Here is a 20,337-nt window from a genome sequence, read left to right as displayed (position 1 = left end):
CATCACCTCCGGGGAAATTTGTCGTCGTAAATGTTCTTTAACCGCTCAGCGGTAACATGAGTATAGACCTGAGTTGTAGACAATCTGGCATGGCCTAAGAGCTCCTGCACAGAGCGAAGGTCCGCCCCACCGTTTAACAAATGAGTAGCAAAGGTGTGACGCAGGGTATGCGGGCTGATCTTTAGCCGCAAGGCAATTTCTTCTACATACCGGTTCACGATGTTTCTTACCCCCCTTGCCGACAACCTTGTACCGTGCCGGTTCAAAAAAATCGCGTTTTCAGTTCCCTGTTTTCTAGCCGCCAACACCCGGCGGCTGCTGTTCAAGTACCTGTTCATGGCCTCAACCGCCCTTGCTCCCACGGGTACTATCCGCTCTTTGCTCCCTTTGCCCATTACCCTGATAAACCTTTCTTCTGCGTCGAAATCAGGTAAATCCAGGCCCACCAACTCTCCTACCCGGATCCCAGTAGCGTATAGAAGTTCCAGTATGGCCTGGTCTCGCAATCCCAAAACATCACCCCCATCAGGTGCTGCCAGCAAAGCTTCCACTTCTTGCGAGTAGAGAAAACGCGGCAGTCTCTTCTCCCTTCTGGGCGTGGATACGGTGGCAACCGGGTTAACCTCGATGATCTGGGAGCTGCACAGATACTTGCCAAACGACCTTAAAGCCGCCACCTTGCGGGCCATGGTTGACCTTTTTAGCCCGCATTCTTGTAAATGAGCCAGATACTCCCTGACCGTTCGGGGATCAAGAACCTCAAACCCGATTTCTTCCGGCCCGATACCCCTTTTATCCGCGAAGTGAGCCACAAAACGCTCGAGATCCGATCTGTAGCCCGCCAGAGTCAAGGGAGATGCTCCTTTTTCAATCTCGAGGTGTTCGAGGAACCTCTTTACGTGCGACAATAACACTAAGCCCACTCAGTCCCTTTCATATCGAGCTCTGGTTCAGCCTAACTCCGCTTTATCAACAAATTCTTGAAGACTACGAAGCGATCTTTTGCTATACGCCAAATACCTTTCCCTTCGCCCTTTAACCTTCTCCTCTAAGGGAGGCAGTAGACCGAAATTAGCGTTCATTGGCTGGAACCTGTCACCAGAGGCGGAGGTGATGTGATGGCACAAAGCGCCTATCATGGTAGTCCTCGGTAAAACCAGTAAGGGCTTGCCTGCCGCGAGACGCACCGCGTTCAGCCCTGCCAAAATCCCGGTAGCGGCGGACTCCATATAACCCTCGCACCCGGTAATCTGCCCGGCAAAGAACACGCCATCTTTTGGTGTGAATGCAAGGGTTGGCTCGAGTAACCGGGGACTGTTGATGTAGGTGTTGCGATGCATAACCCCATAGCGCACGAACTCCGCTTTCTCCAGTCCTGGAATCAACCTGAACACCCTTTCCTGCTCTTTAAACCTCAGCCTGGTCTGAAAGCCAACCAAACTGTAAAGAGTTCCTTCTCGGTTTTCCTGTCGAAGTTGTACAACCGCGTGCACCCGTTTACCATCACCCGACTCAAGCCCCACCGGCCGCATCGGGCCGAAGCATAAAGCCGCTTCCCCCCGGCGAGCAATGACCTCTATCGGCATGCATCCTTCAAAAAAGAGCCCTTTATCCACCGGATGGCCTTCATGGACATCTGCTTCGACCAGGGCACGGTAAAACCTTCGGTACTCTTCTTCCGTTAGGGGACAGTTTAGGTAGTCATCCCCACCCTTTCCGTACCGCGACCCTCGGAATATCTTTGAAAAATCCAAGCTATCGGCAGTCACCACCGGTGCTACCGCATCGTAAAAATAAAGGTTGTCCTCTCCGGTAACATCCCTTATCCATGCCGCTAACCGGTCAGAGGTTAACGGTCCGGTTGCAATAATAGTAATACCCTCCTCGGGAATGCAGGTAATCTCTCTTTCTTCTACCCGAATAAGAGGATGGGAACGGATGATCCCGGTTACCTTAGCAGCAAAAAGCTCTCGTTCTACGGCCAAAGCCGACCCCGCAGGAACACGACAGTCCTCAGCACAATCCAGCAGCAAAGACCCCAACAGTCTCATCTCAGCCTTCAGTAAGCCTTGGGCAGTTGCCGGGTCCTCAGACTTTAGGGAATTACTGCAAACCAATTCAGCCAGGTAACCCGTCTGGTGAGCGGGAGTCATTCGAACAGGACGCATCTCACATAACCTGACCCTGATCCCGCTCTCGGCGATCCGATAAGCGGCCTCGCACCCAGCTAGGCCACCACCAACCACCATTACCTCCTCGGTTCTTGTCAATCCTCACATCCTCGCTTCCTTTTCTTCATAACGGCATTCCTTGCTGGTACAAGCCAGGTACTCTTGGCCCCGGCCTCTTTTCCTAACCATCGGCCCGCCACACTGAGGACATTTCTTTTCCGTAGGCAAGTTCCAGGATCGAAAATCGCATTGTGGGTATCCTTCACACCCGTAAAAACGTCGACCCTTCTTGGTTCTTAGAGCTATTACTTTTCTCCCGCATTGCGGACAGGTAATCCCTGTTTCTTCGTTTACCGATTCCGTGTAACGACATTTTGGAAACCCGGAACACGCAAGAAACCGGCCATAGCGCCCGTTACGGATAACCATGGGTTTCCCGCAAACCGGACAGTCTTTTCCGGCTTCTTCTGGTTTTAGCTCTACTTTTTCAATCTCACTACTTGCCTTCCGCAGTTTATCAGAAAACGGAACATAAAACTCTTCTACCGTCTCTTGCCAGTTCAGTTCTCCTTCCTCTATCCGGTCCAGGTTTTCCTCCATGCTGGCGGTAAACTCTACATCCATGATCTCGGGGAAATAATCCTTCAAAAGATCCACTACGATAAACCCTAGCTCTGTGGGCACAAACTGCTTGTTTTTTCGTTCTACATATCCCCGGCGCAGGATAGTATCAACAATCGGTGCGTACGTACTCGGCCGCCCGATATTCTTTTCTTCCAGCATCTTGACCAGACTGGCCTCGGTGTAACGGGGCGGAGGTTGAGTAAAGTGCTGTTCGGGCTTAAAGCCCCGGGCTACAAGCTCCTGCCCTTCTTGAACCTCAGGTATCGCTCTTTTCTCATCCTCTTCCTCGTTCTCGCTCTCTTGATACACGGCCAGATAACCCGGAAACTTGAGATTCGAAGCAGAGGCACGAAAAACGTATCCCCCGCCGGTTATTTCCACAGTCACGGTATCGTAAACAGCTGGGGCCATCTGACTAGCCAAAAACCGTTCCCAGATGAGTTTATACAACCGGTACTGATCCCTGGTCAAGAAGGTCTTGACCCTTTCCGGTTGGCGCCAAACCGAAGTAGGTCTTATGGCTTCGTGAGCGTCCTGAGCCGTTTTCTTTGATTTATACACGTTTGGTTTCTCCGGCCGGTACTCTTTCCCAAAAGTTTGTTCCACGAAGTCTAATGCCTCTTTTTGCGCTTCTTCGGCAACCCGGCTGGAATCGGTACGAATGTAAGTCACTAAACCAACCGTGCCTCCTTCCCCAAGTGATAGCCCTTCGTACAGTTCCTGCGCCACTCTCATGGTCCTGCTAGCAGTAAAACCGAGCTTTTTGTAGGCTTCCTGCTGCAGGGTACTAGTAATAAAAGGAGGCACCGGGTTCTTTTTCTTGGTTTTCTTTTCTACCTTGCTCACGGTAAATCGAGCAGTTTCTAATTCTGCCAAAATCGCGTCGACAGCCTCGCGGCTGCCGATCTCTAGCTTCTCTCTCCCCCGCGCGACCAAGCGGGCAACCAAAGCCTTATTTCCTGCAGCGAATTCTCCCTCTATGGTCCAATATTCTTCAGGAACGAAGGATTCTATCTCGCGTTCCCTTTCGCAGATGAGCCTCAAAGCCACTGATTGCACCCTTCCTGCACTCAAGCCCTTCTTGATCTTATTCCAAAGCAAAGGACTCAAGCTGTAACCGACCAGACGGTCCAGCACTCTTCGGGCCTGCTGGGCATTAACCCTGTTCATATCAATCGGCCTCGGTTTCTTGACCGCCCGGGTAACCGCATCTTTGGTGATTTCATTAAACTCTATCCGGCAAGGGTTCTTATCCTTGAGATTCATGGCTTGACTCAAGTGCCAGGCAATAGCCTCTCCTTCCCGGTCAGGGTCAGTAGCCAGTAGCACCCGAGACGATTTCTCTGACTCCTCTCTGATGTGTTTGAGTATTTCCCCTTTTCCCCGAATAGTCACGTACTGAGGAGTGAACCCGTGTTCAACATCCACTCCCAGCTTACTCTTGGGCAAATCCCTAACATGCCCCACGGAAGCAAGCACCTTGTAGTTCCGTCCTAGAAACTTGCTTATGGTCTTGGCTTTGGCAGCTGACTCCACTATTACCAGCACTCTATCTCCCAAGAATAATCACCTCATCCAATAATCTTCCCCGGAAATCGATTGGCGGGAGGAGTGTTAGCCAGCTCGCTCCAAGACTCCTCGCCTGCAACACATCGGCTCTCTTCGGCAGCCGCCTGCTTGCGCAGGCTAGGCTGCCGGCTAAAATCTATTACAGCGTGCCGCTTATCCAAGAAACCAAGGAAGGTTTGACTTATTAAGCTCATGTTTGCTCGGTTTCTTGGGCGGCACTAGGCGGACCGCTCGGGATTCGTCCGGCACTCAGGGAATGGCATGCTCCGGGAAATCGCTGCTTACGAAAAGGTCTCCCAAGCCAGACTCATCCTGAGTGCCGGAACTCAGTCCCTCGCTGCTCGAAACCTCCTGTTTCTCGCTCCGCTTCGCAGCCCTCAGTTTCGCCGTGTGTTGCAACGGCTCGTCATACGTCGCTTCGCCCGGCTAACACTCCTCCACAGTCGCATTTTCATTCTCTAGTGGTGACTAGGATAAGAGTCATAAAGGTCTGCCTTTATTTGCACTGGCCGTTGGCACCATCTTCACGATCCTCTCAGCCTTATAAAATAGTTACCGGGTAAAACCTCGATTATTCCACGAATCTGAAGTTCAAGCAGCATACCAGATAACTGCCCCGGGGTAAGCCCGCTAAGCCTGACCAACTGATCCAAGTGTACCGGTTCGGTCCCCAGTAGATCAAGTACCATATCGAACTCCGAACTCCTATCCAGGTCACCAAGTGGTAAAGCGCCTGTTTCAGTATCTTTTAACACCAGCTGGTACTCCTCCAAAATGTCCTCGACAGTTGTGACAAGTTTGGCTCCTTGCTTGATAAGGTTGTTCGTGCCCTGGCTCAACCGGCTGGTTATGGGCCCCGGCACTGCAAACACATCCCGCCCTTGATCTAAGGCCCAATCTGCTGTGATAAGGGCTCCGCTTTTGACTCGAGCCTCCACTACCAGCACGCCTTTCGATAATCCTGAAATTATCCGATTACGAATAGGAAAATTCTTGGGCTCAGGAGGTGTTCCAGGAGGAAACTCGCTGACAACTACTCCGGTCTCCGCAATGCGGGAGTACAAACCCTTGTTTTCTCGCGGGTACACCACGTCAATGCCGCTGCCCAAGACTGCTACCGTGCGTCCTCCGGCCTCAAGCGCTCCCAAATGAGCCTCGGTATCGATTCCGCGGGCCATGCCGCTGACTATCCAAAAGCCGGCTCGGGCCAGATCCGTAGCCATCGAACGTGCAATTTGCCGCCCGTAAGGAGATGGTTTCCTTGCCCCTACGACTGCAATGGCCTGCTGATCGAGGGTTTCAACCTTCCCCCAGCCGTACAAAACTGCTGGAGGGTCATACAGACTCCTGAGGGCCTCGGGATAGGTCTTGTCAAAAATTGTCCTAATACTATATCCCTTGCTGTACAAAACTTCACGGTAGGCTAGGGGATCCAGGTTTTTTCGGGCAGCCAGCAGAGCATCCAGCTTCCCGGGCAAAAACCGAAAAGCCTTCAGTTCCCCCGCTTCAGCTTCCCACACCTCGCGAAACCCGCCGAAGTAGTCCTTTAATTCTTGCATCTTTCGCGCTCCCGCGAAAGTAACCGCGTGTATCGCAAGAAAGTATGCCAGCTCCTCTTCTTTCATCCCCGAGTACAACCTGCCTCATCCATGATATGCCCTATAACCGTAAACCTTTTCCTTTCCAGCGTCAATTACTGTTTTCAGATTATCCTTCTCCACCATTTCCCACATTTCCTTCCAGCTCCCTTTAGTTTTCGGCTCGATTCGGACTAAGGCTTGGTCCGACCCGCGGCCTTCAAAACCATGGCTTGGTGTTTGGGATCGACGCGGTTGCCGGCATGGGTCTTGCTGCCAAAAAAGTGAATACAAAAATGCCCGGGAAAATCATTGTCTTTTATGGCACCTGCGCCGTGAGGCATCCCGTTCATGGAAGCCGCCATCCTCCTGCCCCTGACTACAACGATTATAGCCCTCCTTTCCCAGCTCCATTTTCCTTTATAAATTGATTTCATAATATGCGAGTCGCGTGCTGTCAAAGGCTGTACGTCGGCGTGATTGGTTCCTGCCCGCCTTTGCACCCAAAAACTCTTTCTCGTTTCCACATCAGTTATCATCGCTTTGTCGTATATACGGAAAATCTTTTCTGCCTTTGCCCAGGGAACCAGCTCCCCGTATCGTTCACTGATAATGTTTTCCAGGTTAATTATACCGTTGTCGAGCAACCTGCAAAGAGAACCACTAAGGCTAAAAGCCCTTCCTTTCTCGTCCCAACCTATGCGGGCAGTGCGATGGATAAACAAGCGGTGTTTTCTCCCGTCTTGAGAAAAGTGTATCAGTACGTATTCCGGAGACAATTGGAAGGGATTGAGTGGCATACGGAAAGAGCGGTCCAAAGCCTTCGACAAGCGTACTCTTTCCTTCGTTTCCATTAGGTATGATTCGCTGTAATCCTCTTTCACCAGCCTTACCTCTTTTCTCACGTCTATATCCGGCTTATATGTGAAGAATATTGCCAAAACGCAGAATATCAAACAAGCGACGCATACGTTAGACGCGAGTATATAGAACAGACACCGGTTCACATCCCGTCCCCTTTCCCGGTTTACTTGATTCTATGAAGAATAACATCCTTACAGACTCGCAAGTCTTACCATTGATGTGTCATACTTCAATGCGACAACAAGGGTATAATTAGAAGCAGGCGAAAGATTAAGAGGAACTCCATAACCAGGCAGGTTGCCAGTCAAAAACATGCCAGAGATAACAAACAAAAAAGATAGGGGGTTAAACGCTTGAAATCGCACACCGTATATCACTGGTTTAACACGAAAAACAAGAGGGAGTTTATCAACATTACAGGCCTGGTTGCCGATGCTGTGAAGGAATGCGGCATACGGGAAGGGATGGCGTTGATTTCGGCCATGCATATCACGGCCGGTGTTTTCGTGAACGATGAAGAACCGGGAATCAAAATGGACCTGATGGAGTGGGCGGAGGGCCTGGCCCCTTTTCGGTCGGACTACCGGCATCACCGCACGGGGGAAACCAACGGAGATGCCCACCTCAAAAGCATTCTTTTTCACCACCAAGTGATTGTCCCTGTTACCGATGGGAAACTTGACCTTGGCCCTTGGCAGGAGATATTTTATGCCGAGTTCGACGGCCAGCGCCGGAAGCGATTGATAATAAAAGTGTTGGGCGAATAATTGGGTTGAGCCAGGAACCTGCTTGCGGTACTATCAACTCAGTATTAACGGTAAAATAGCCCAAACCAGTCGTAGCTAAGGGGGACTGATGCAGTGCAGAGGATAAACACCTTTTATAATTACTACTTTTTTTTACCAGATGATGAAGACAAGCTTCTGTCACTGGTGAAGACTCTATCAGCACGCCCTTTTCCCGAACCCTCCGGTAAGGCCTCGGGAACCGAGATGGAACTCGATACCACGATTAATCGCTACCGATTTCTCTCGGTCGACGACCTACAAATCCTGGTACTCAAAGTAGGCCGGAGTTTTGGCTCTAACGACGAAGCACGTAATTGGCTAAAAGAGCACGAGGAAAAAGCGGGGCTCGGTGATGACAGCTTGTTAGGAAAAGTCTTGGTCTTACTCACGCCTGCCGGCAAGGAAGCTGACGCCTTTGAAACAAGCGGCACAAAGTGGCGGGAAATCCGGTTTGCGGCCCGTAACGTGGAATTGATTCGTTTTTTTAAGGCTGGTTTCGAGTACGACATCGTGTACCGAGCCCAGATAAACCCCAATGCCTCCGAACCGGCTTACCAGCTCTTCGAAAACGACCTACCGACCGTGGAAGCCTACCTGGCCAAAATCCGGCTCCTAACAAGCGTCTACCACGACTCAGCGCGCACCGTACTAGAAGAAGTCAAGGAATCGGGGCGGAAATTGTCGGGTATCCTCCATACCCAGTTCGGTACCCAACACAGGGGTGAACCCGCGATCCAGGAACTCGAAGGAGAAATCCATGAACTTTCTGCCTCTTACGGAAAACTCGTAGCCAGCCAAAGCTTCTTAAGCGAGGGAAAAAGTAATCTTCAAGGAGTTATGGAAAACTTGAAGCAACACCTGAAAACCAGAATGAACATTACTCCTGAAAGCCCTGTTGTGCAAAACTTAATCGACTTCTACCAAGGGCCTTGGAAACTTCTCGACCGGTCCCTCCGCGAGGTTCAGTCCTCGGTTCAGAATCACCAGGCAGCCATCGAAGTGGTCAGAGGCAGGATCGAAATCCTCATGAGCCGAGAAAGCGCCTCGCTTCAAAGCAGGATCAGGGATGTTCTCGAACTCAATGCCTCACTGCAAAAACAGAGCCTGACTTTTCAAGTCGCTGCCAGCTTTATCGAGTTCATCGTTCTGGCCTATTACACCCATTCCCTCTGGAAGAACCTAGCCCCAGGAGCTTACGCGGGAGTCGCTAAAGGAGTACAGTTCCTCTTGGTCTCCCTTTTTGCTGGGATAGCGGTATATGGTACTCACCTCATCGCCGAGCGAATACAGGGTGCCCACCATGTTGACAAACCTTTGAAGATAGTACTCGGTGCGCTGGTGTTGATTTTAGCTGTAATAATCGGGTTGAGCATTGCCTACAGCGGTCACGCGGCAGTAACTCCCCATTAGGCTCTGTACTCGCCATGATCTTGTCAGGATCGCATTAATTTTACGGCTTTTAACCTGTCCACCAGCCGCTTGTAATGCGATTCCTCTTCCCGGGCTATCTGTTCAAACATGAGTCTGGTTTCCGGATCACTGGCTTGGGCCGCCAGCTCCCTGTACCGGGCTGAAGCCTCTTTTTCCTCCTTTATCGCCGTCTCTAGGGCAGCAATTATGTCCATGACATATCCCCCTTTAACAAGTATGATTTGTACCCATTTGCGCCAGCTTCCCCGGTCAAGACCGGTAGTACATCAAATAATCATAACCCGTTCCAATACTTCCGATCCAGGCTGCGGTATTGAACAGCCTCGGCTAAATGCCGAGGAAGAATACTCGATTCCCCTTCTAAGTCGGCTATGGTCCTCGCTACCTTCAGGATACGGTCGTAGGCCCGGGCACTCAAGGCTAACCGTTCAAAAGCAGCTTTTAAAAGCTTCTCGCCTTCTTCAGACAGGCGGCAAAACCTGCGGATATCGCGGGGCGGCATCAGCGCGTTGACCTGGTACGGCCTGTCTTCGAACCGGCGCTTCTGAATCTCCCTAGCCCTGACAACCCGTTCCTTTATTGTCGAAGAACTTTCTCCCCTTTCGGTCGGAACCAGGTCCTCGTACTTGACCCTCGGTACTTCCACGTGAAGGTCAGTACGGTCGAGCAGGGGCCCCGAAATTCTGGCTAGGTACTTGCTGATCTGGTGCGGGGTACAGCGGCACTCCCTGAGAGCATCACCGTAGTAGCCACAAGGGCATGGATTCATACTTCCCACTAACAAAAAGTTGGCCGGATAGGTCAGGGTGGCCTGGGCCCGAGCTACAGTCACTACCCTATCTTCCAGCGGTTGCCGCAATGCTTCAAGGACGTCCCGTGAAAACTCGGGCAGTTCATCCATAAATAAAACCCCGTTCTGAGCCAAACTGATCTCTCCGGGGCGTGGCACGCGGCCGCCACCGATGACACTGGCGGAGGAAGCGTTCTTGTGTGGGGATCGAAAAGGCCGCCTGGTTATCAAAGGTAAATCCGTGTCCAGCAGTCCGGCAGCCGAATACACGCGAGTGGTTTCCAAAATCTCGGAACGGTTCATATCGGGCAAGATTCCTGGAAGCCTCCTAGCCAGCATGGTCTTACCGCTGCCCGGAGGTCCGATAAGAATAATGTTATGATAGCCGGCCGCGGCTATCTCCAATGCCCTCTTGGCGATTTCCTGTCCCTTCACATCGGCAAAATCGAGATGCTCATCGGAGATTTCGCTGCCATGAACCTCACCCTGATTTGAAACTAGAGCGAGATTTCCCTTCCCGTTGACGAATTCGATGAACTCCGCCAGCGAACCTACGCTGAAACAACGGAGCTCTTGTACTAACGCCGCTTCTTTCAAGTTCTCCCGTGGAACCACCAGGCTCGGCACAGGGGCTTGGGTTATCAGCTCTAAGGCCATGGGTAGCACCCCCGGAACTTTTCTGACGCTCCCTTCTAAAGACAGCTCCCCAACCAGATACAGATTACCTGGAACCTGGCCCTCAAGCTGGCCACTGGCAGCAAGAATACCAACCGCAATAGGCAGATCAAAGTGGCTTCCTTCTTTCTTAATATCAGCAGGAGCCAAATTAACGGTGATACGCTCCAACGGGAATTTCAGGCCGGCATTCTTTATGGCGGATCGCACGCGTTCCTTCGCTTCCCGAACCGACTGGCTAGCCAGCCCCACTATGTCGAACGAAGGCAGGCCTGAGTGTATATCGACTTCGACTTCAACCGTCCGGGCTTCTATGCCCTGCAGCACAAGCGAATTGACTACAGCCAGCACCTTATCACCTCTCCCTTGATAGTTTTTCTTCGCGGCCTTGCAATATCCTGCTATTCCTGTTACTGGACGACACTTTTCTGGAAATTTTGGGTTTTACCCCTGTTAAAGGCATTATTATAATAAAATCGTGGGGTAAATTTTTTCAGGAAAGGAGCGAATGATTATGAGGAGACTGCCAAAACCTTTCGGTGAGCATCCCCTGCGTATTTGGAAGGCCGGTATTGACAAGCTTTATGAAGACATGGATCGCTGGTTTGAAGAAGCCACGAAATCAGCTTTTTCACTGCTTCCGGCCGATTGGCAAATGAAGACTCCCAGAGCAGAAGTGTGCGATACTGGCGAAAATTTAGTGGTGTCCGTCGAACTGCCCGGAGTAGAGAAGTCAGACCTGGAAGTAAAAGTTTATCCCACCTACGTATCAATCAATGCCGAAAAGCGGCAGCAAAACGAAGTGAAAGCAGACAGCTATTACCACAGCGAGTGTTACTACGGTTCTATTTCGCGTAATATTCCTCTTCCCGTAGAAGTAGACTCTGCCCAAGCCAAAGCAGAATTCAAAAACGGCGTGCTCAAGTTGGATCTACCTAAAAAACACCAGGGAGACATTGGCCGCAAGATCGACATCGAATAAGAATAATAAGGGGGACAAGCAGTCCCCCATTTGTTTTCAGTTTGAAAGGCCGCCCATCTTCAGGCCTACGAGAGTGGGCCGTTTTTTTTCTCTTATCGAGACAGAATCGCCTGTAGATCCTCCTCTGGGCTCGAAATCGGCTTGATACCGAAATTATCAACCAGTACTCCCAATACTCCCGGACTGATAAAAGCAGGTAACGTCGGGCCCAGACGGATGTTCTTTACCCCCAGGTACAGCAAGGTCAACAGTATTGCTACTGCCTTTTGCTCGTACCAAGAAAGCACCAGGGACAAAGGCAGTTCATTAACACCGCAACCAAAAGCGTCCGCTAAGGCTAAGGCCACTTTTATCGCCGAATACGCATCGTTGCACTGTCCGATATCGAGCAATCTGGGTATCCCCTCTATGGTCCCCAGTTGGCGGTCAAAGAATCTGAACTTCCCGCAAGCCAGGGTCATCACCATTGTGTCGCCCGGTGTTTTCTCTACCAGTTCTGTGTAGTAATTCCGCCCCGTTCGGGCACCGTCGCAGCCCCCCACCAGTATGAAGTGCCTGATCTTTCCATCTTTGACAGCTTGAATTATCTTGTCCGCTGAACCCAGGATGGCGCTGTGGGCAAACCCGCACATAACACTTCCCCTGTCTTCGTCAGACTCGAACCCGGGCAAGCTCAAGGCTTTTTCAATCGGCTTCCCGTATTCCCCTTCTGCCAGGTGTTCGACCCCCGGCCAACCTACAGGTCCGGTAGTGAAAATCCGATCCCGGTACGATTCGTGAGGTTCCTGGATACAGTTGGTATTAATCAGTATCGCCCCCGGGAAAGCGGCAAACTCCTTTCTCTGGTTGGGCCATGCTGTCCCGTAGTGACCGAAGAGATGGGGAAACTTCTTCAGTTCCGGATAGCCATGGGCAGGAAGCATTTCACCGTGAGTATAAACATCGATACCCTTGCCCTGGGTTTGTTCCAAAAGGTTTTTCAGGTCCTTCAAGTCATGTCCGGATACTAAGATACACTTGCCCTTTCGATGTCCCAACGGTACTGAAGTCGGCACCGGATTACCGAAGGCTGAGGTATGGGCCTTGTCCAAAAGTTCCATGGTCTTCAGGTTGATTTCCCCACAGCGCAAAACCATGTCCAACCACTGTTCTCCGCCCCACTCCTTGTTTCCCAGAGCAGCTAAAGCTTCGTGGATAAAGCCGTAAACGGAGTCGTCTTCCTGGCCCAAGGTCTGGGCATGATGCGCGTAGGCCGCCACTCCTTTGACACCGTAAAGCAATATCTCCTGCAGAGACCGGACATCAGGGTCAAGGTCTAAACTGATTAAGAATCCCAATCGGTTACCTTTGTCGATCAGAGTAGAAATATCAAACCGCTCCAATACCAAAGCAGAAGGCAAGCTACCGGCTAAGTCAGGCCGGTTCTTCGATAACTCTTCCCTAACCTTATCCCTCAGCTCCTGAGCCTGTTTTATGAGCCGTTGGAAACGCTCAGGATCGAAGTTTACGTTAGTCAGGGTTGCAAATACTGCCTCACAAGTGAAATGATTAACTTCTTCGTCTACCCAGCCTGCTTCGCGGGCAAGTGAGGCGTGGGTCGCCAAGTCGCGGATGGAGTGCAGCAACAGGTCTTGGAGAGCTGCCACCTCTTCCGATTTCCCGCAAACTCCTCTTCTAACGGTGCATGCCACCCCTTTGGATGTTTCCTCACACTGGTTACAAAACATCTTACTTTTTCCTCCTCTCCTCAATACCGTCAACTACGACGAGGGTTACCCACCTTCTAGGTTCGTCTGAAACCGGATCACCTCCTATAGAGGATAATAAATATGATATTTGTCTCTTTTTAGAGAACACCGATTCCCCTGTCATTTTTTCTTTACCCTGGGGGCTTCAAAGCTCGGCCAGTTCCGCCAGCGAATTGCAGGAAAGCTCGGAAACTAATGCCTTCTGCGCCCTGGCCAGTACCCGGTGCACTTTACAGTCGGGTTTGTTCACGCACTCGTACCCCGGCACCAAGCAAACGTTTAAGGCCAAAGGCCCCTCTACCGCTACTAAAATATCGGCTAGAGTTACTTCGGTCGGGTCTTTCGCCAACTGAACTCCACCCCGTGGTCCACGCTGAGTGTGCACCAGTCCTGCCCTGGCCAGTATCTGTATAGTCTTTTTTAAAAACACTTCTGGAATCTGCTGCTTTTCGGATATTTCGCGGGCTGACAGCATTTCACCTTTGGGCAACCTAGCCAGCTCTAACATAACCCGAACTGCGTACTCCGTCTGTCTGGTGATCTGCATTGCATCATCTCCAATAGGGATATAAGTTATCCTCTTAATCTCTAATATACTTATAACCCAAGTGAACCTGGATTGGCAATAGTATGGTTGTGGAATTTGCTGGCCTGGTCTTGACGAACTACCGGCTCTTGGTTATGATGAGACTAGATTTGGAAAGTATAGAAAACTGTATAGCGGCGTCAGGTGTTCCCGTCCAGGAATAAACGGGGAAATCGGTGAGAAGCCGGTGCAGCCTCCGCTACTGTAAGTGGGACGAATCCTCATTAGAAGCCACTGGGCATGGCCTGGGAAGGTGAGGAGGAGGATGAACACGAGCCAGGAGACCCGGCCTGACGTGTATTTTGGTCTTCGGAGAGAAGGGCAAATGCTCCGTCGCGTGACGCTACGGACGATGTTGTTGACTGGCTTCGAAGAAGCCTTTTTTGTTTGTTTGAGGCAGGGAGGTAAATTCATGTCTACGCCACGAATAATCATTGCCGGTACCCATAGCGGAGCTGGTAAAACCACCATTTCAATCGGATTGATGGCCGCCCTAGTGCGGCGTGGCTTGCGAGTACAGCCTTACAAAGTCGGGCCTGATTACATAGATACCGCCTACCACACCTTGGTCGCCAAGCGCGTGTCCAGAAACCTGGATGACTGGATGCTCACCCCGTCAACTCTGCGTTACCTTTTCCTCAAAAATATGTCGGGAGCAGATATTGCTGTAATCGAAGGAGTCATGGGCTTGTTCGACGGTATAGGTGCGGGGATTGCTGGCAGTACGGCTGCGGTAGCCAAGACCCTTGATTGTCCCGTGATTCTGGTCGTGGACGCCTCCTGCCTGTCAGCGAGCGCCGCTGCTCAAGTCTTGGGTTACCAGCAATACGACCCGCAGGTTCAAGTTCGAGGCGTTATTCTAAACCAAGTCTCTCCAGGTCCGCATTATGACGCGGTGCGAGAAGCAGTCGAGAAACGTACTGGAGTTCCTGTTCTCGGATGTCTTCCCCCACGCGAGGAGCTGCGCTTACCCAGCCGCCATCTGGGACTTGTCCCGGCGGTAGAGATGGAAGGAATGCACGCCCGCATCGAGAAGCTTGCCCGCCTTATGGAATCAACAGTAGACATCGATCGGCTGCTGGCTATAGCGTCGTCAACCCCGGCTCTTTGGACACCCGCTTACCCTGCCCTCTCTCCTCCCGAAAACGTTTTCCCGGTCAACTTGGCAGTAGCTTGGGATGAGGCGTTCAACTTTTACTATCAAGACAATCTAGACCTGCTAGCCCAGCTGGGAGCGTCAGTTGTGCACTTCAGTCCTTTGCACGACAAAATCATACCGGAAGATGCCGACGGGGTTTACTTGGGGGGAGGGTTCCCGGAAGTATTTGCCGAGGGTCTATCGGAGAATCAATCCATGCTGGAAAGTTTTCGCCAGCGTTTGGCAGAAGGCCTGCCGTGTTTTGCCGAGTGTGGAGGCTTGATGTACCTCACCCAGAGCATACAAGACGGTGAAGGAAAAGAGTGGCCTATGACCGGGGTGCTGGATGGTATCAGCCGAATGACTGATGGGTTGCAACGATTTGGCTACGTCGAAATCCGTTTAACTTCGGATAGCATTTTGGGAGTGGCTGGCAGGTTGGTTAAAGGACATGAGTTCCATCACTCCGTCGTGGAAGGCATTTCGTTGCCTCATGTTTATGAGGTTACTGCAGCTTCAAACCAGAACAGGTGGCAGTGTGGTTTCGTCTACAAAAACACCCTAGCAGGTTACCCTCACCTCCATTTCTGGAGCAATCCTTTGCTAGCGGAAAGCCTAGTCGCATCTTGCTGGAAATACAAGCAAATTAAGAATACCGGTTAGTTCTCTGATACACACAAGGCTAGAACGGATAAATTCGGAGAGAAGGTTTGCGATGTGATGGATTTCCACGGAGGCAACATCTACCGGTATCCGTACCCGGTAATAGATTTCAGCGCTAATATAAACCCTCTAGGAGTTCCGCCCCGAGTCAGAAAAGCAGTAGTAGAAAAACTCGACCTCTTGGTTCACTATCCTGATCCGGAATACATTGCTCCCCGGGAAGCAGCAGCCCGGTATTGTCGGGTTTCGAAAGAAAACGTGATCTTAGGCAACGGCGCCACCGAAATCATATTTCAACTGTTTCGAGCCCTCAAGCCTGACCGGGTGCTTGCTCCCGTTCCCCTTTTTTCTGAATACGAACGAGCAGCCCGCTTAGGCGGAGCGGAGTTCGTTCCTATTGTTCTCGACTGGGAAAATGGTTTCGCTCTGTCACCGCAACTCTTGTTCGAGAACCTGCAACAGGTAGGAGCCCAGATGTTGATGCTGTGCAACCCCAACAACCCTACCGGTAAGTTGCTGGACCGTGACACCATGAAGGCCGTGATCGAAACAGCTAAAAGCCTTTCGGTAACAGTAGTGGTTGATGAAACATTTATCGAATTCACCGAGGACTACCCTGACTCCTCGGTTCTCAGCTTTGCTTCCGAGTTCGACAACGTGGTGGTATTGCGGGCTTTGACCAAGTTCTTCGCCCTCCCCGGCTTGAGAGCAGGTTATGCCTGGGTGGGAAGCGAGGAAGCGCTCTCAAGATTGCTGCTGACCAAGGAACCGTGGTCGGTTAACCTGCTGGCAGCCTGTGCTATGGAAGTCGTTTTTGACGATGCCGATTACATAACCGCCTCTCGTGCCTGGATTGCCGAAGAACGGGCTTACTTTTGTGACCGCCTGGCTGAGTTTCGCGATCTCGTCGTATTTCCTCCAGCTGCTAATTTCGTTTTATGCCGGATCAACCGCCCCGACCTCGATGCAGCCCGGTTAAAAGCGCTGCTGTTAAATGATGGTTTCTTAATCAGGGATGCCAGCAATTTTCGAGGCTTGGACAGCCGGTTTATTCGGATAGCTATCAAAAGTCGCCAAGACAACCAGTCCCTTATAACCTGTCTTAAACGGTACCTCAGCTAGTGACTGGAAATTCAAAGTGAGGATAGGAGGTGAAGTTAAGCAATAACTACCCCGGCCAGTGGTTAACATTTCTCATCGTCAAGGAGGGAAGTCTTATGCACATTATGGAAGGTTATCTTCCGGCCAAACACGCCCTGGCGTGGACCGCCGCCTCTGCCCCGTTCGTAGTCTACGGGACCGCTAGACTAGCCCGCGTGCTTAAAGAAAAACCAGAAACCAAGATGTTATTGGGTGTTTCCGGTGCTTTCACTTTTGTGTTATCTGCCTTGAAGTTGCCTTCGGTGACCGGCAGTTGCTCACATCCCACAGGGACGGGCCTCGGTACCATCCTGTTCGGACCGTGGGTAATGCCGGTTATCGGCTGTATAGTCTTGCTGTTTCAGGCTTTGTTGCTGGCGCACGGAGGTATAACTACCCTTGGAGCCAATACCTTTTCCATGGCCATAGTGGGGCCCTTCGTGGCTTGGTGGATTATGCTAGGAGGAAAAAAGCTAGGTATGCCCCTACCGGTAAGGGTCTTTCTTGCTGCCTCTTTGGGCGATCTGGCCACGTACGTTACAACTTCGCTGCAGCTGGCAATTGCTTTTCCCGACTCCGTAGGAGGAATTGCCGCTTCTTTTGCCAAGTTTTCAACTATATTTGCTTTCACCCAGGTTCCCCTGGCAGTCATCGAAGGCATTGTCACCGTATTCGTCTTTAACCTAATTCTAACCTATAATTACCAGGACCTCTCGGAGTTGCAGGTCATCAGCCTTGTTAGGCCCAAGGAGGTAGACGACAAATGCTAAAAACCAGCCACAAATGGGTATTAGGTGTTGTTCTGCTGCTGATTCTAATTCTTCCTTTTTTGATGGCACCGCACAAAGGCGACGCCGAACTGTTCACGGGAGCAGACAGTCAAGCCGAAGGCTTGATAGGGGAGATAACTCCTGGCTATAAACCTTGGTTCAACCCGGTCTTTGAACCACCCAGTGGCGAGATCGAAAGCCTTTTGTTCTCTCTACAGGCAGCTCTAGGTGCGGGAGTTATCGGTTATTACGTCGGATACAATCGGAGAAAATCCGGGGATGAGGCCTGATGTTGCTCGATGATTACGCCTGGAACAACGCTTTGCGCCGCTGGCACCCGTTGGAGAGGTTAAGCATAACAGCAGGCGGTATGCTAGTAACGCTCATTTCTCACCGCCCGGCTGTGGCCTTTTCGGTTTTTCTGGTGTTCTCGGCGCTGATTGTCGGTGCGGCCCGGGTAAAACTGAAAGACTTCCTCTACATGTTATCGTGGCCTGTGGCTTTTCTTGCTATTGGAATTATAGCTATAGTCATCTCCTATAACCCTGGCATCCCGTGCGTGTTGTCCGTGGAGACATTCGGCTTAACGTGGGGCATCACCTGGGAAGGGGTGCAGACGGCTCACCAGTTGTCAGCAAGAGTCTTATCTATGGTCAGCGCCATGTACTTTCTCTGCTTGACCACACCGATAGTGGAATTGACCTCAGCTTTGAAAACCTTAAGAATGCCGGATATCATCAGTGACATCATGTACATCATGTACCGCGGGATATACCTATTGTCTGAAACAGTCGAACAAACCGTGCGGGCTCAAACGCTCAGGCTTGGCTATTCTGACTGGAAACGTTCTTGCTCATCCTTTGGTTATTTGGTTACTTTCGCTTGGGTAGACGCTATACATAGGTCTCGGGAAAACACCACCGCTATGTTGGTCAGGGGTTTGAATTGCACCCTACCCGACCTAGCTATTTCTACAAAGTTGTCACCCGCCCGCTTGTTGCTGGTTTGTTTCGTGTCAGCAGCCGCCATAGTCATTGCTGGTATGGTTTGAGTGAGGGATATAAATGACGAAAGAAGTATACGTCTTCGAGGTCCAAGACCTGAGTTACCGTTATCCAGGTCAAGTTAACGGACTGAAGAATGTAAACTGTTGCATACCGGAAGGTAAAAGGACGGTTATCATGGGACAAAACGGGGCCGGGAAATCCACGCTGTTGTGGACACTGACTGGCGTGTTACGTCCGCATCAAGGCCGTGTCCTTTTCCAAGAAAAACCCCTGGATTATTCCAAACCCGGCCTAACCTATCTGCGTTCCCGGGTAGGGTTAGTGATGCAGAACCCCGACACCCAGGTATTCTGCCCGACTGTATATCAAGATGTGGCGTACGGACCAACTAACTCGGGTCTTTTAAAGCACGAGATAGAAGATAGAGTCAAGTGGGCCCTGCAAGCGGTGGGGGCTAGCCATCTGGTGGAACGCCCAGTTCCGTTCTTAAGCTTTGGGGAAAAGCAAAAGGTCGCCCTAGCCGGGGTTCTGGCCATGCGGCCCTCTGTAATCCTCCTGGACGAACCTGCATCTGGCCTGGACGCCGCTGGTGTAGAATCATTATTTTCGGAACTCGACAGGTTGCATAGCCAAGGGGTAACCTTGGTAATGACCACTCATGACATAGATTTAGCCTGGAGCTGGGCTGATTACTTCATAATCATGGATCGAGGGACTACCGTTTGGGAGGGAGACTTTTCAGAACTTTCGCAAGACCCTCACCTCTTATTCGAGTTCGGACTCAAGCCCCCGGTCGTCACCGTCGTTCACGAAAGCTTGCTCAAGATCGGGTTTATACCGCCCTCGCTACCAAGACCGCGGCATATACGGGACCTGATAAGCGCAATCGCAACCGAATCACCTTCCAAGAAGGTCCGGGAATGGATCGCGAGCCGCCCGTAGTGCGAACTAAAAAGGAGGCTATTAGGTAATGAACCAAAAGAAAGCGATACTGGTAGCAGCCTTCGGAACCACATACGCTGCGGCGAGGCAGAATGCCATTGACAGTGTCGTGACCAAGATCAAACAAGCTTTTCCGGAATTTGAAACCAGGCTGGCCTTTACTGCAGAGATGGTAATAAGAAGGCTATGGGAAAGGGACTCGATCAACGTCGAGAATCCTTTAGAAGCCCTCGAGGCCCTAAAAACCGAAGGCGTAAAACATGTAGTTATTCAACCCTTACACATTATTCCCGGTCTGGAATGGAAGAAGCTTTTACGGGCCATTCGCCGCTACCATGATAGTTTCGAACGGGTAAGCCTGGGACGACCTCTTTTGTATTTCGCCAAGACTGAGAAATCCCCTGACGACTATGAAGAAGCCGCCCTGGCGTTGCTCCCGCAGCTGCCCCAAACCGGTGAGGGACAGGCGGTGATTCTAATGGCACACGGGAGCTGGGATCCAGCTAACGGGTGTTACTTCTGTTTTGAGTGGACTTTAAGAAAACTGGGAGCTGACCGGGTGCACCTGGCTACGGTAGAAGGGTGTCCCGACCTTTATCAGGTCGTAGACCAATTGGACCAAAAGAGCGTAAAAAAGGTTACTTTGATGCCATTTATGCTGGTTGCAGGTGAACATGTATTTCGCGATATGGCCGGAGATGATGAATCCTCCTGGAAAAGTGTTTTGGAGCGGCATGGTTACAGGGTGCAGGTATGGACGCACGGCTTAGGTGAAGTCGAGGCTTTTCAAAACCTGTTTGTAAAACGGGTAGCCGAAGCCGTGTCGGGTAACTACGAAGACCTGATGGAGCTGGAGTTGTAACACAGAGCGA

Annotated in this window: 19 protein-coding genes and 1 riboswitch; of the genes, 10 read left to right on the top strand and 9 right to left on the bottom strand. The window is 51.2% G+C overall.

Annotated elements, in window-relative coordinates:
* Nucleotides 1-2: 2 nt before the first annotated feature.
* The 5 genes from xerC to SLIP_RS11990 all read right to left on the bottom strand — a co-directional run bounded on the left by xerC (nt 3) and on the right by SLIP_RS11990 (nt 6,825).
* On the bottom strand, nt 3-923 hold the full coding sequence (gene xerC, locus SLIP_RS04665; protein WP_013175127.1) for a tyrosine recombinase XerC: 921 nt from the start codon (nt 921-923) through the stop codon (nt 3-5).
* Between the two features lie 27 nt (nt 924-950).
* Nucleotides 951-2,249, bottom strand: a complete 1,299-nt coding sequence (trmFO, locus tag SLIP_RS04660; RefSeq protein WP_041432729.1) for a methylenetetrahydrofolate--tRNA-(uracil(54)-C(5))-methyltransferase (FADH(2)-oxidizing) TrmFO — start codon at nt 2,247-2,249, stop codon at nt 951-953.
* A 24-nt stretch (nt 2,250-2,273) separates the two neighbouring features.
* The gene (gene topA / locus SLIP_RS04655) at nt 2,274-4,355 is read right to left on the bottom strand and encodes a type I DNA topoisomerase (protein WP_148216515.1); all 2,082 of its coding nucleotides are present in this window, start codon (nt 4,353-4,355) and stop codon (nt 2,274-2,276) included.
* Nucleotides 4,356-4,888: 533 nt separating this feature from the next.
* Nucleotides 4,889-5,989 carry a DNA-processing protein DprA gene (dprA, locus tag SLIP_RS04650; protein WP_013175124.1) on the bottom strand — a complete coding sequence of 367 codons (1,101 nt, stop codon included), beginning with the start codon at nt 5,987-5,989 and terminating at the stop codon, nt 4,889-4,891.
* Nucleotides 5,990-6,135: 146 nt separating this feature from the next.
* Nucleotides 6,136-6,825 (bottom strand): hypothetical protein, encoded by a 690-nt coding sequence (locus SLIP_RS11990; protein WP_148216514.1) that lies wholly within the window; start codon nt 6,823-6,825, stop codon nt 6,136-6,138.
* 333 nt (nt 6,826-7,158) lie between these two features.
* On the opposite strand from SLIP_RS11990, the gene SLIP_RS04640 reads away from it, so the two are divergent.
* Entirely contained in the window at nt 7,159-7,572 is a 414-nt protein-coding gene (locus SLIP_RS04640; protein WP_013175122.1) for a secondary thiamine-phosphate synthase enzyme YjbQ, read from the top strand.
* Nucleotides 7,573-7,665: 93 nt separating this feature from the next.
* Nucleotides 7,666-9,003 (top strand): hypothetical protein, encoded by a 1,338-nt coding sequence (locus SLIP_RS04635; RefSeq protein WP_013175121.1) that lies wholly within the window; start codon nt 7,666-7,668, stop codon nt 9,001-9,003.
* A gap of 23 nt (nt 9,004-9,026) precedes the next feature.
* On the opposite strand, the gene SLIP_RS04630 is transcribed toward SLIP_RS04635, so the two are convergent.
* Together SLIP_RS04630 and SLIP_RS04625 are read right to left on the bottom strand one after the other, a co-directional pair.
* A complete protein-coding gene (locus SLIP_RS04630) occupies nt 9,027-9,218 on the bottom strand; it encodes a ferritin family protein (RefSeq protein ID WP_013175120.1) in 192 nt (63 codons plus the stop codon).
* An 80-nt stretch (nt 9,219-9,298) separates the two neighbouring features.
* Entirely contained in the window at nt 9,299-10,840 is a 1,542-nt protein-coding gene (locus SLIP_RS04625; protein WP_013175119.1) for a YifB family Mg chelatase-like AAA ATPase, read from the bottom strand.
* Between the two features lie 163 nt (nt 10,841-11,003).
* Here SLIP_RS04625 and SLIP_RS04620 point away from each other — a divergent pair, with 163 nt between their 5' ends.
* Nucleotides 11,004-11,471, top strand: a complete 468-nt coding sequence (locus tag SLIP_RS04620; RefSeq protein ID WP_013175118.1) for an Hsp20/alpha crystallin family protein — start codon at nt 11,004-11,006, stop codon at nt 11,469-11,471.
* 92 nt (nt 11,472-11,563) lie between these two features.
* Here the strand turns inward: SLIP_RS04620 and hcp are convergent, their stop codons facing one another.
* Both hcp and SLIP_RS04610 read right to left on the bottom strand, forming a co-directional pair.
* A complete protein-coding gene (gene hcp / locus SLIP_RS04615; protein ID WP_013175117.1) occupies nt 11,564-13,198 on the bottom strand; it encodes a hydroxylamine reductase in 1,635 nt (544 codons plus the stop codon).
* Nucleotides 13,199-13,364: 166 nt separating this feature from the next.
* Nucleotides 13,365-13,766, bottom strand: coding sequence for an RrF2 family transcriptional regulator (locus SLIP_RS04610; protein ID WP_013175116.1), 402 nt, complete (start codon nt 13,764-13,766; stop codon nt 13,365-13,367).
* Nucleotides 13,767-13,930: 164 nt separating this feature from the next.
* Nucleotides 13,931-14,113, top strand: a riboswitch (cobalamin riboswitch).
* Here SLIP_RS04610 and SLIP_RS04605 point away from each other — a divergent pair.
* The 7 genes from SLIP_RS04605 (at nt 14,071) to SLIP_RS04575 (ending at nt 20,327) form a co-directional block, all read left to right on the top strand.
* Nucleotides 14,071-15,606, top strand: coding sequence for a cobyrinic acid a,c-diamide synthase CobB (locus SLIP_RS04605; protein WP_049765004.1), 1,536 nt, complete (start codon nt 14,071-14,073; stop codon nt 15,604-15,606). It overlaps the preceding riboswitch by 43 nt.
* A 57-nt stretch (nt 15,607-15,663) precedes the next feature.
* Entirely contained in the window at nt 15,664-16,728 is a 1,065-nt protein-coding gene (locus tag SLIP_RS04600; protein ID WP_041433414.1) for a pyridoxal phosphate-dependent aminotransferase, read from the top strand.
* A 95-nt stretch (nt 16,729-16,823) separates the two neighbouring features.
* The gene (locus tag SLIP_RS04595; RefSeq protein ID WP_013175113.1) at nt 16,824-17,516 is read left to right on the top strand and encodes an energy-coupling factor ABC transporter permease; all 693 of its coding nucleotides are present in this window, start codon (nt 16,824-16,826) and stop codon (nt 17,514-17,516) included.
* Nucleotides 17,510-17,806 carry an energy-coupling factor ABC transporter substrate-binding protein gene (locus SLIP_RS04590; protein ID WP_013175112.1) on the top strand — a complete coding sequence of 99 codons (297 nt, stop codon included), beginning with the start codon at nt 17,510-17,512 and terminating at the stop codon, nt 17,804-17,806. The genes SLIP_RS04595 and SLIP_RS04590 overlap by 7 nt, the downstream gene beginning before the upstream one ends.
* The gene (gene cbiQ / locus SLIP_RS04585) at nt 17,806-18,567 is read left to right on the top strand and encodes a cobalt ECF transporter T component CbiQ (protein WP_013175111.1); all 762 of its coding nucleotides are present in this window, start codon (nt 17,806-17,808) and stop codon (nt 18,565-18,567) included. The genes SLIP_RS04590 and cbiQ overlap by 1 nt, the downstream gene beginning before the upstream one ends.
* Nucleotides 18,568-18,580: 13 nt before the next feature.
* Nucleotides 18,581-19,465 (top strand): energy-coupling factor ABC transporter ATP-binding protein, encoded by an 885-nt coding sequence (locus tag SLIP_RS04580; RefSeq protein ID WP_013175110.1) that lies wholly within the window; start codon nt 18,581-18,583, stop codon nt 19,463-19,465.
* 28 nt (nt 19,466-19,493) lie between these two features.
* The gene (locus SLIP_RS04575; protein WP_013175109.1) at nt 19,494-20,327 is read left to right on the top strand and encodes a sirohydrochlorin cobaltochelatase; all 834 of its coding nucleotides are present in this window, start codon (nt 19,494-19,496) and stop codon (nt 20,325-20,327) included.
* Nucleotides 20,328-20,337: the final 10 nt, after the last annotated feature.

The sequence above is a fragment of the Syntrophothermus lipocalidus DSM 12680 genome, assembly GCF_000092405.1.
GTDB classification, from domain to species: Bacteria; Bacillota; Syntrophomonadia; order Syntrophomonadales; family Syntrophothermaceae; genus Syntrophothermus; species Syntrophothermus lipocalidus.
This window is presented reverse-complemented; position numbering and strand designations above follow the sequence as displayed.

Excerpts from the sequence above, each read along its gene's own strand:
- trmFO (WP_041432729.1), bottom strand. The coding sequence starts at position 2,249 with ATGGTGGTTGGTGGTGGCCTAGCTGGGTGCGAGGCCGCTTATCGGATC.
- dprA (WP_013175124.1), bottom strand. The coding sequence starts at position 5,989 with ATGAAAGAAGAGGAGCTGGCATACTTTCTTGCGATACACGCGGTTACT.
- SLIP_RS04630 (WP_013175120.1), bottom strand. The coding sequence starts at position 9,218 with ATGGACATAATTGCTGCCCTAGAGACGGCGATAAAGGAGGAAAAAGAG.
- SLIP_RS04620 (WP_013175118.1), top strand. The coding sequence starts at position 11,004 with ATGAGGAGACTGCCAAAACCTTTCGGTGAGCATCCCCTGCGTATTTGG.
- hcp (WP_013175117.1), bottom strand. The coding sequence starts at position 13,198 with ATGTTTTGTAACCAGTGTGAGGAAACATCCAAAGGGGTGGCATGCACC.
- SLIP_RS04610 (WP_013175116.1), bottom strand. The coding sequence starts at position 13,766 with ATGCAGATCACCAGACAGACGGAGTACGCAGTTCGGGTTATGTTAGAG.
- SLIP_RS04605 (WP_049765004.1), top strand. The coding sequence starts at position 14,071 with ATGAACACGAGCCAGGAGACCCGGCCTGACGTGTATTTTGGTCTTCGG.
- SLIP_RS04600 (WP_041433414.1), top strand. The coding sequence starts at position 15,664 with ATGGATTTCCACGGAGGCAACATCTACCGGTATCCGTACCCGGTAATA.
- SLIP_RS04595 (WP_013175113.1), top strand. The coding sequence starts at position 16,824 with ATGCACATTATGGAAGGTTATCTTCCGGCCAAACACGCCCTGGCGTGG.
- SLIP_RS04590 (WP_013175112.1), top strand. The coding sequence starts at position 17,510 with ATGCTAAAAACCAGCCACAAATGGGTATTAGGTGTTGTTCTGCTGCTG.
- cbiQ (WP_013175111.1), top strand. The coding sequence starts at position 17,806 with ATGTTGCTCGATGATTACGCCTGGAACAACGCTTTGCGCCGCTGGCAC.
- SLIP_RS04580 (WP_013175110.1), top strand. The coding sequence starts at position 18,581 with ATGACGAAAGAAGTATACGTCTTCGAGGTCCAAGACCTGAGTTACCGT.
- SLIP_RS04575 (WP_013175109.1), top strand. The coding sequence starts at position 19,494 with ATGAACCAAAAGAAAGCGATACTGGTAGCAGCCTTCGGAACCACATAC.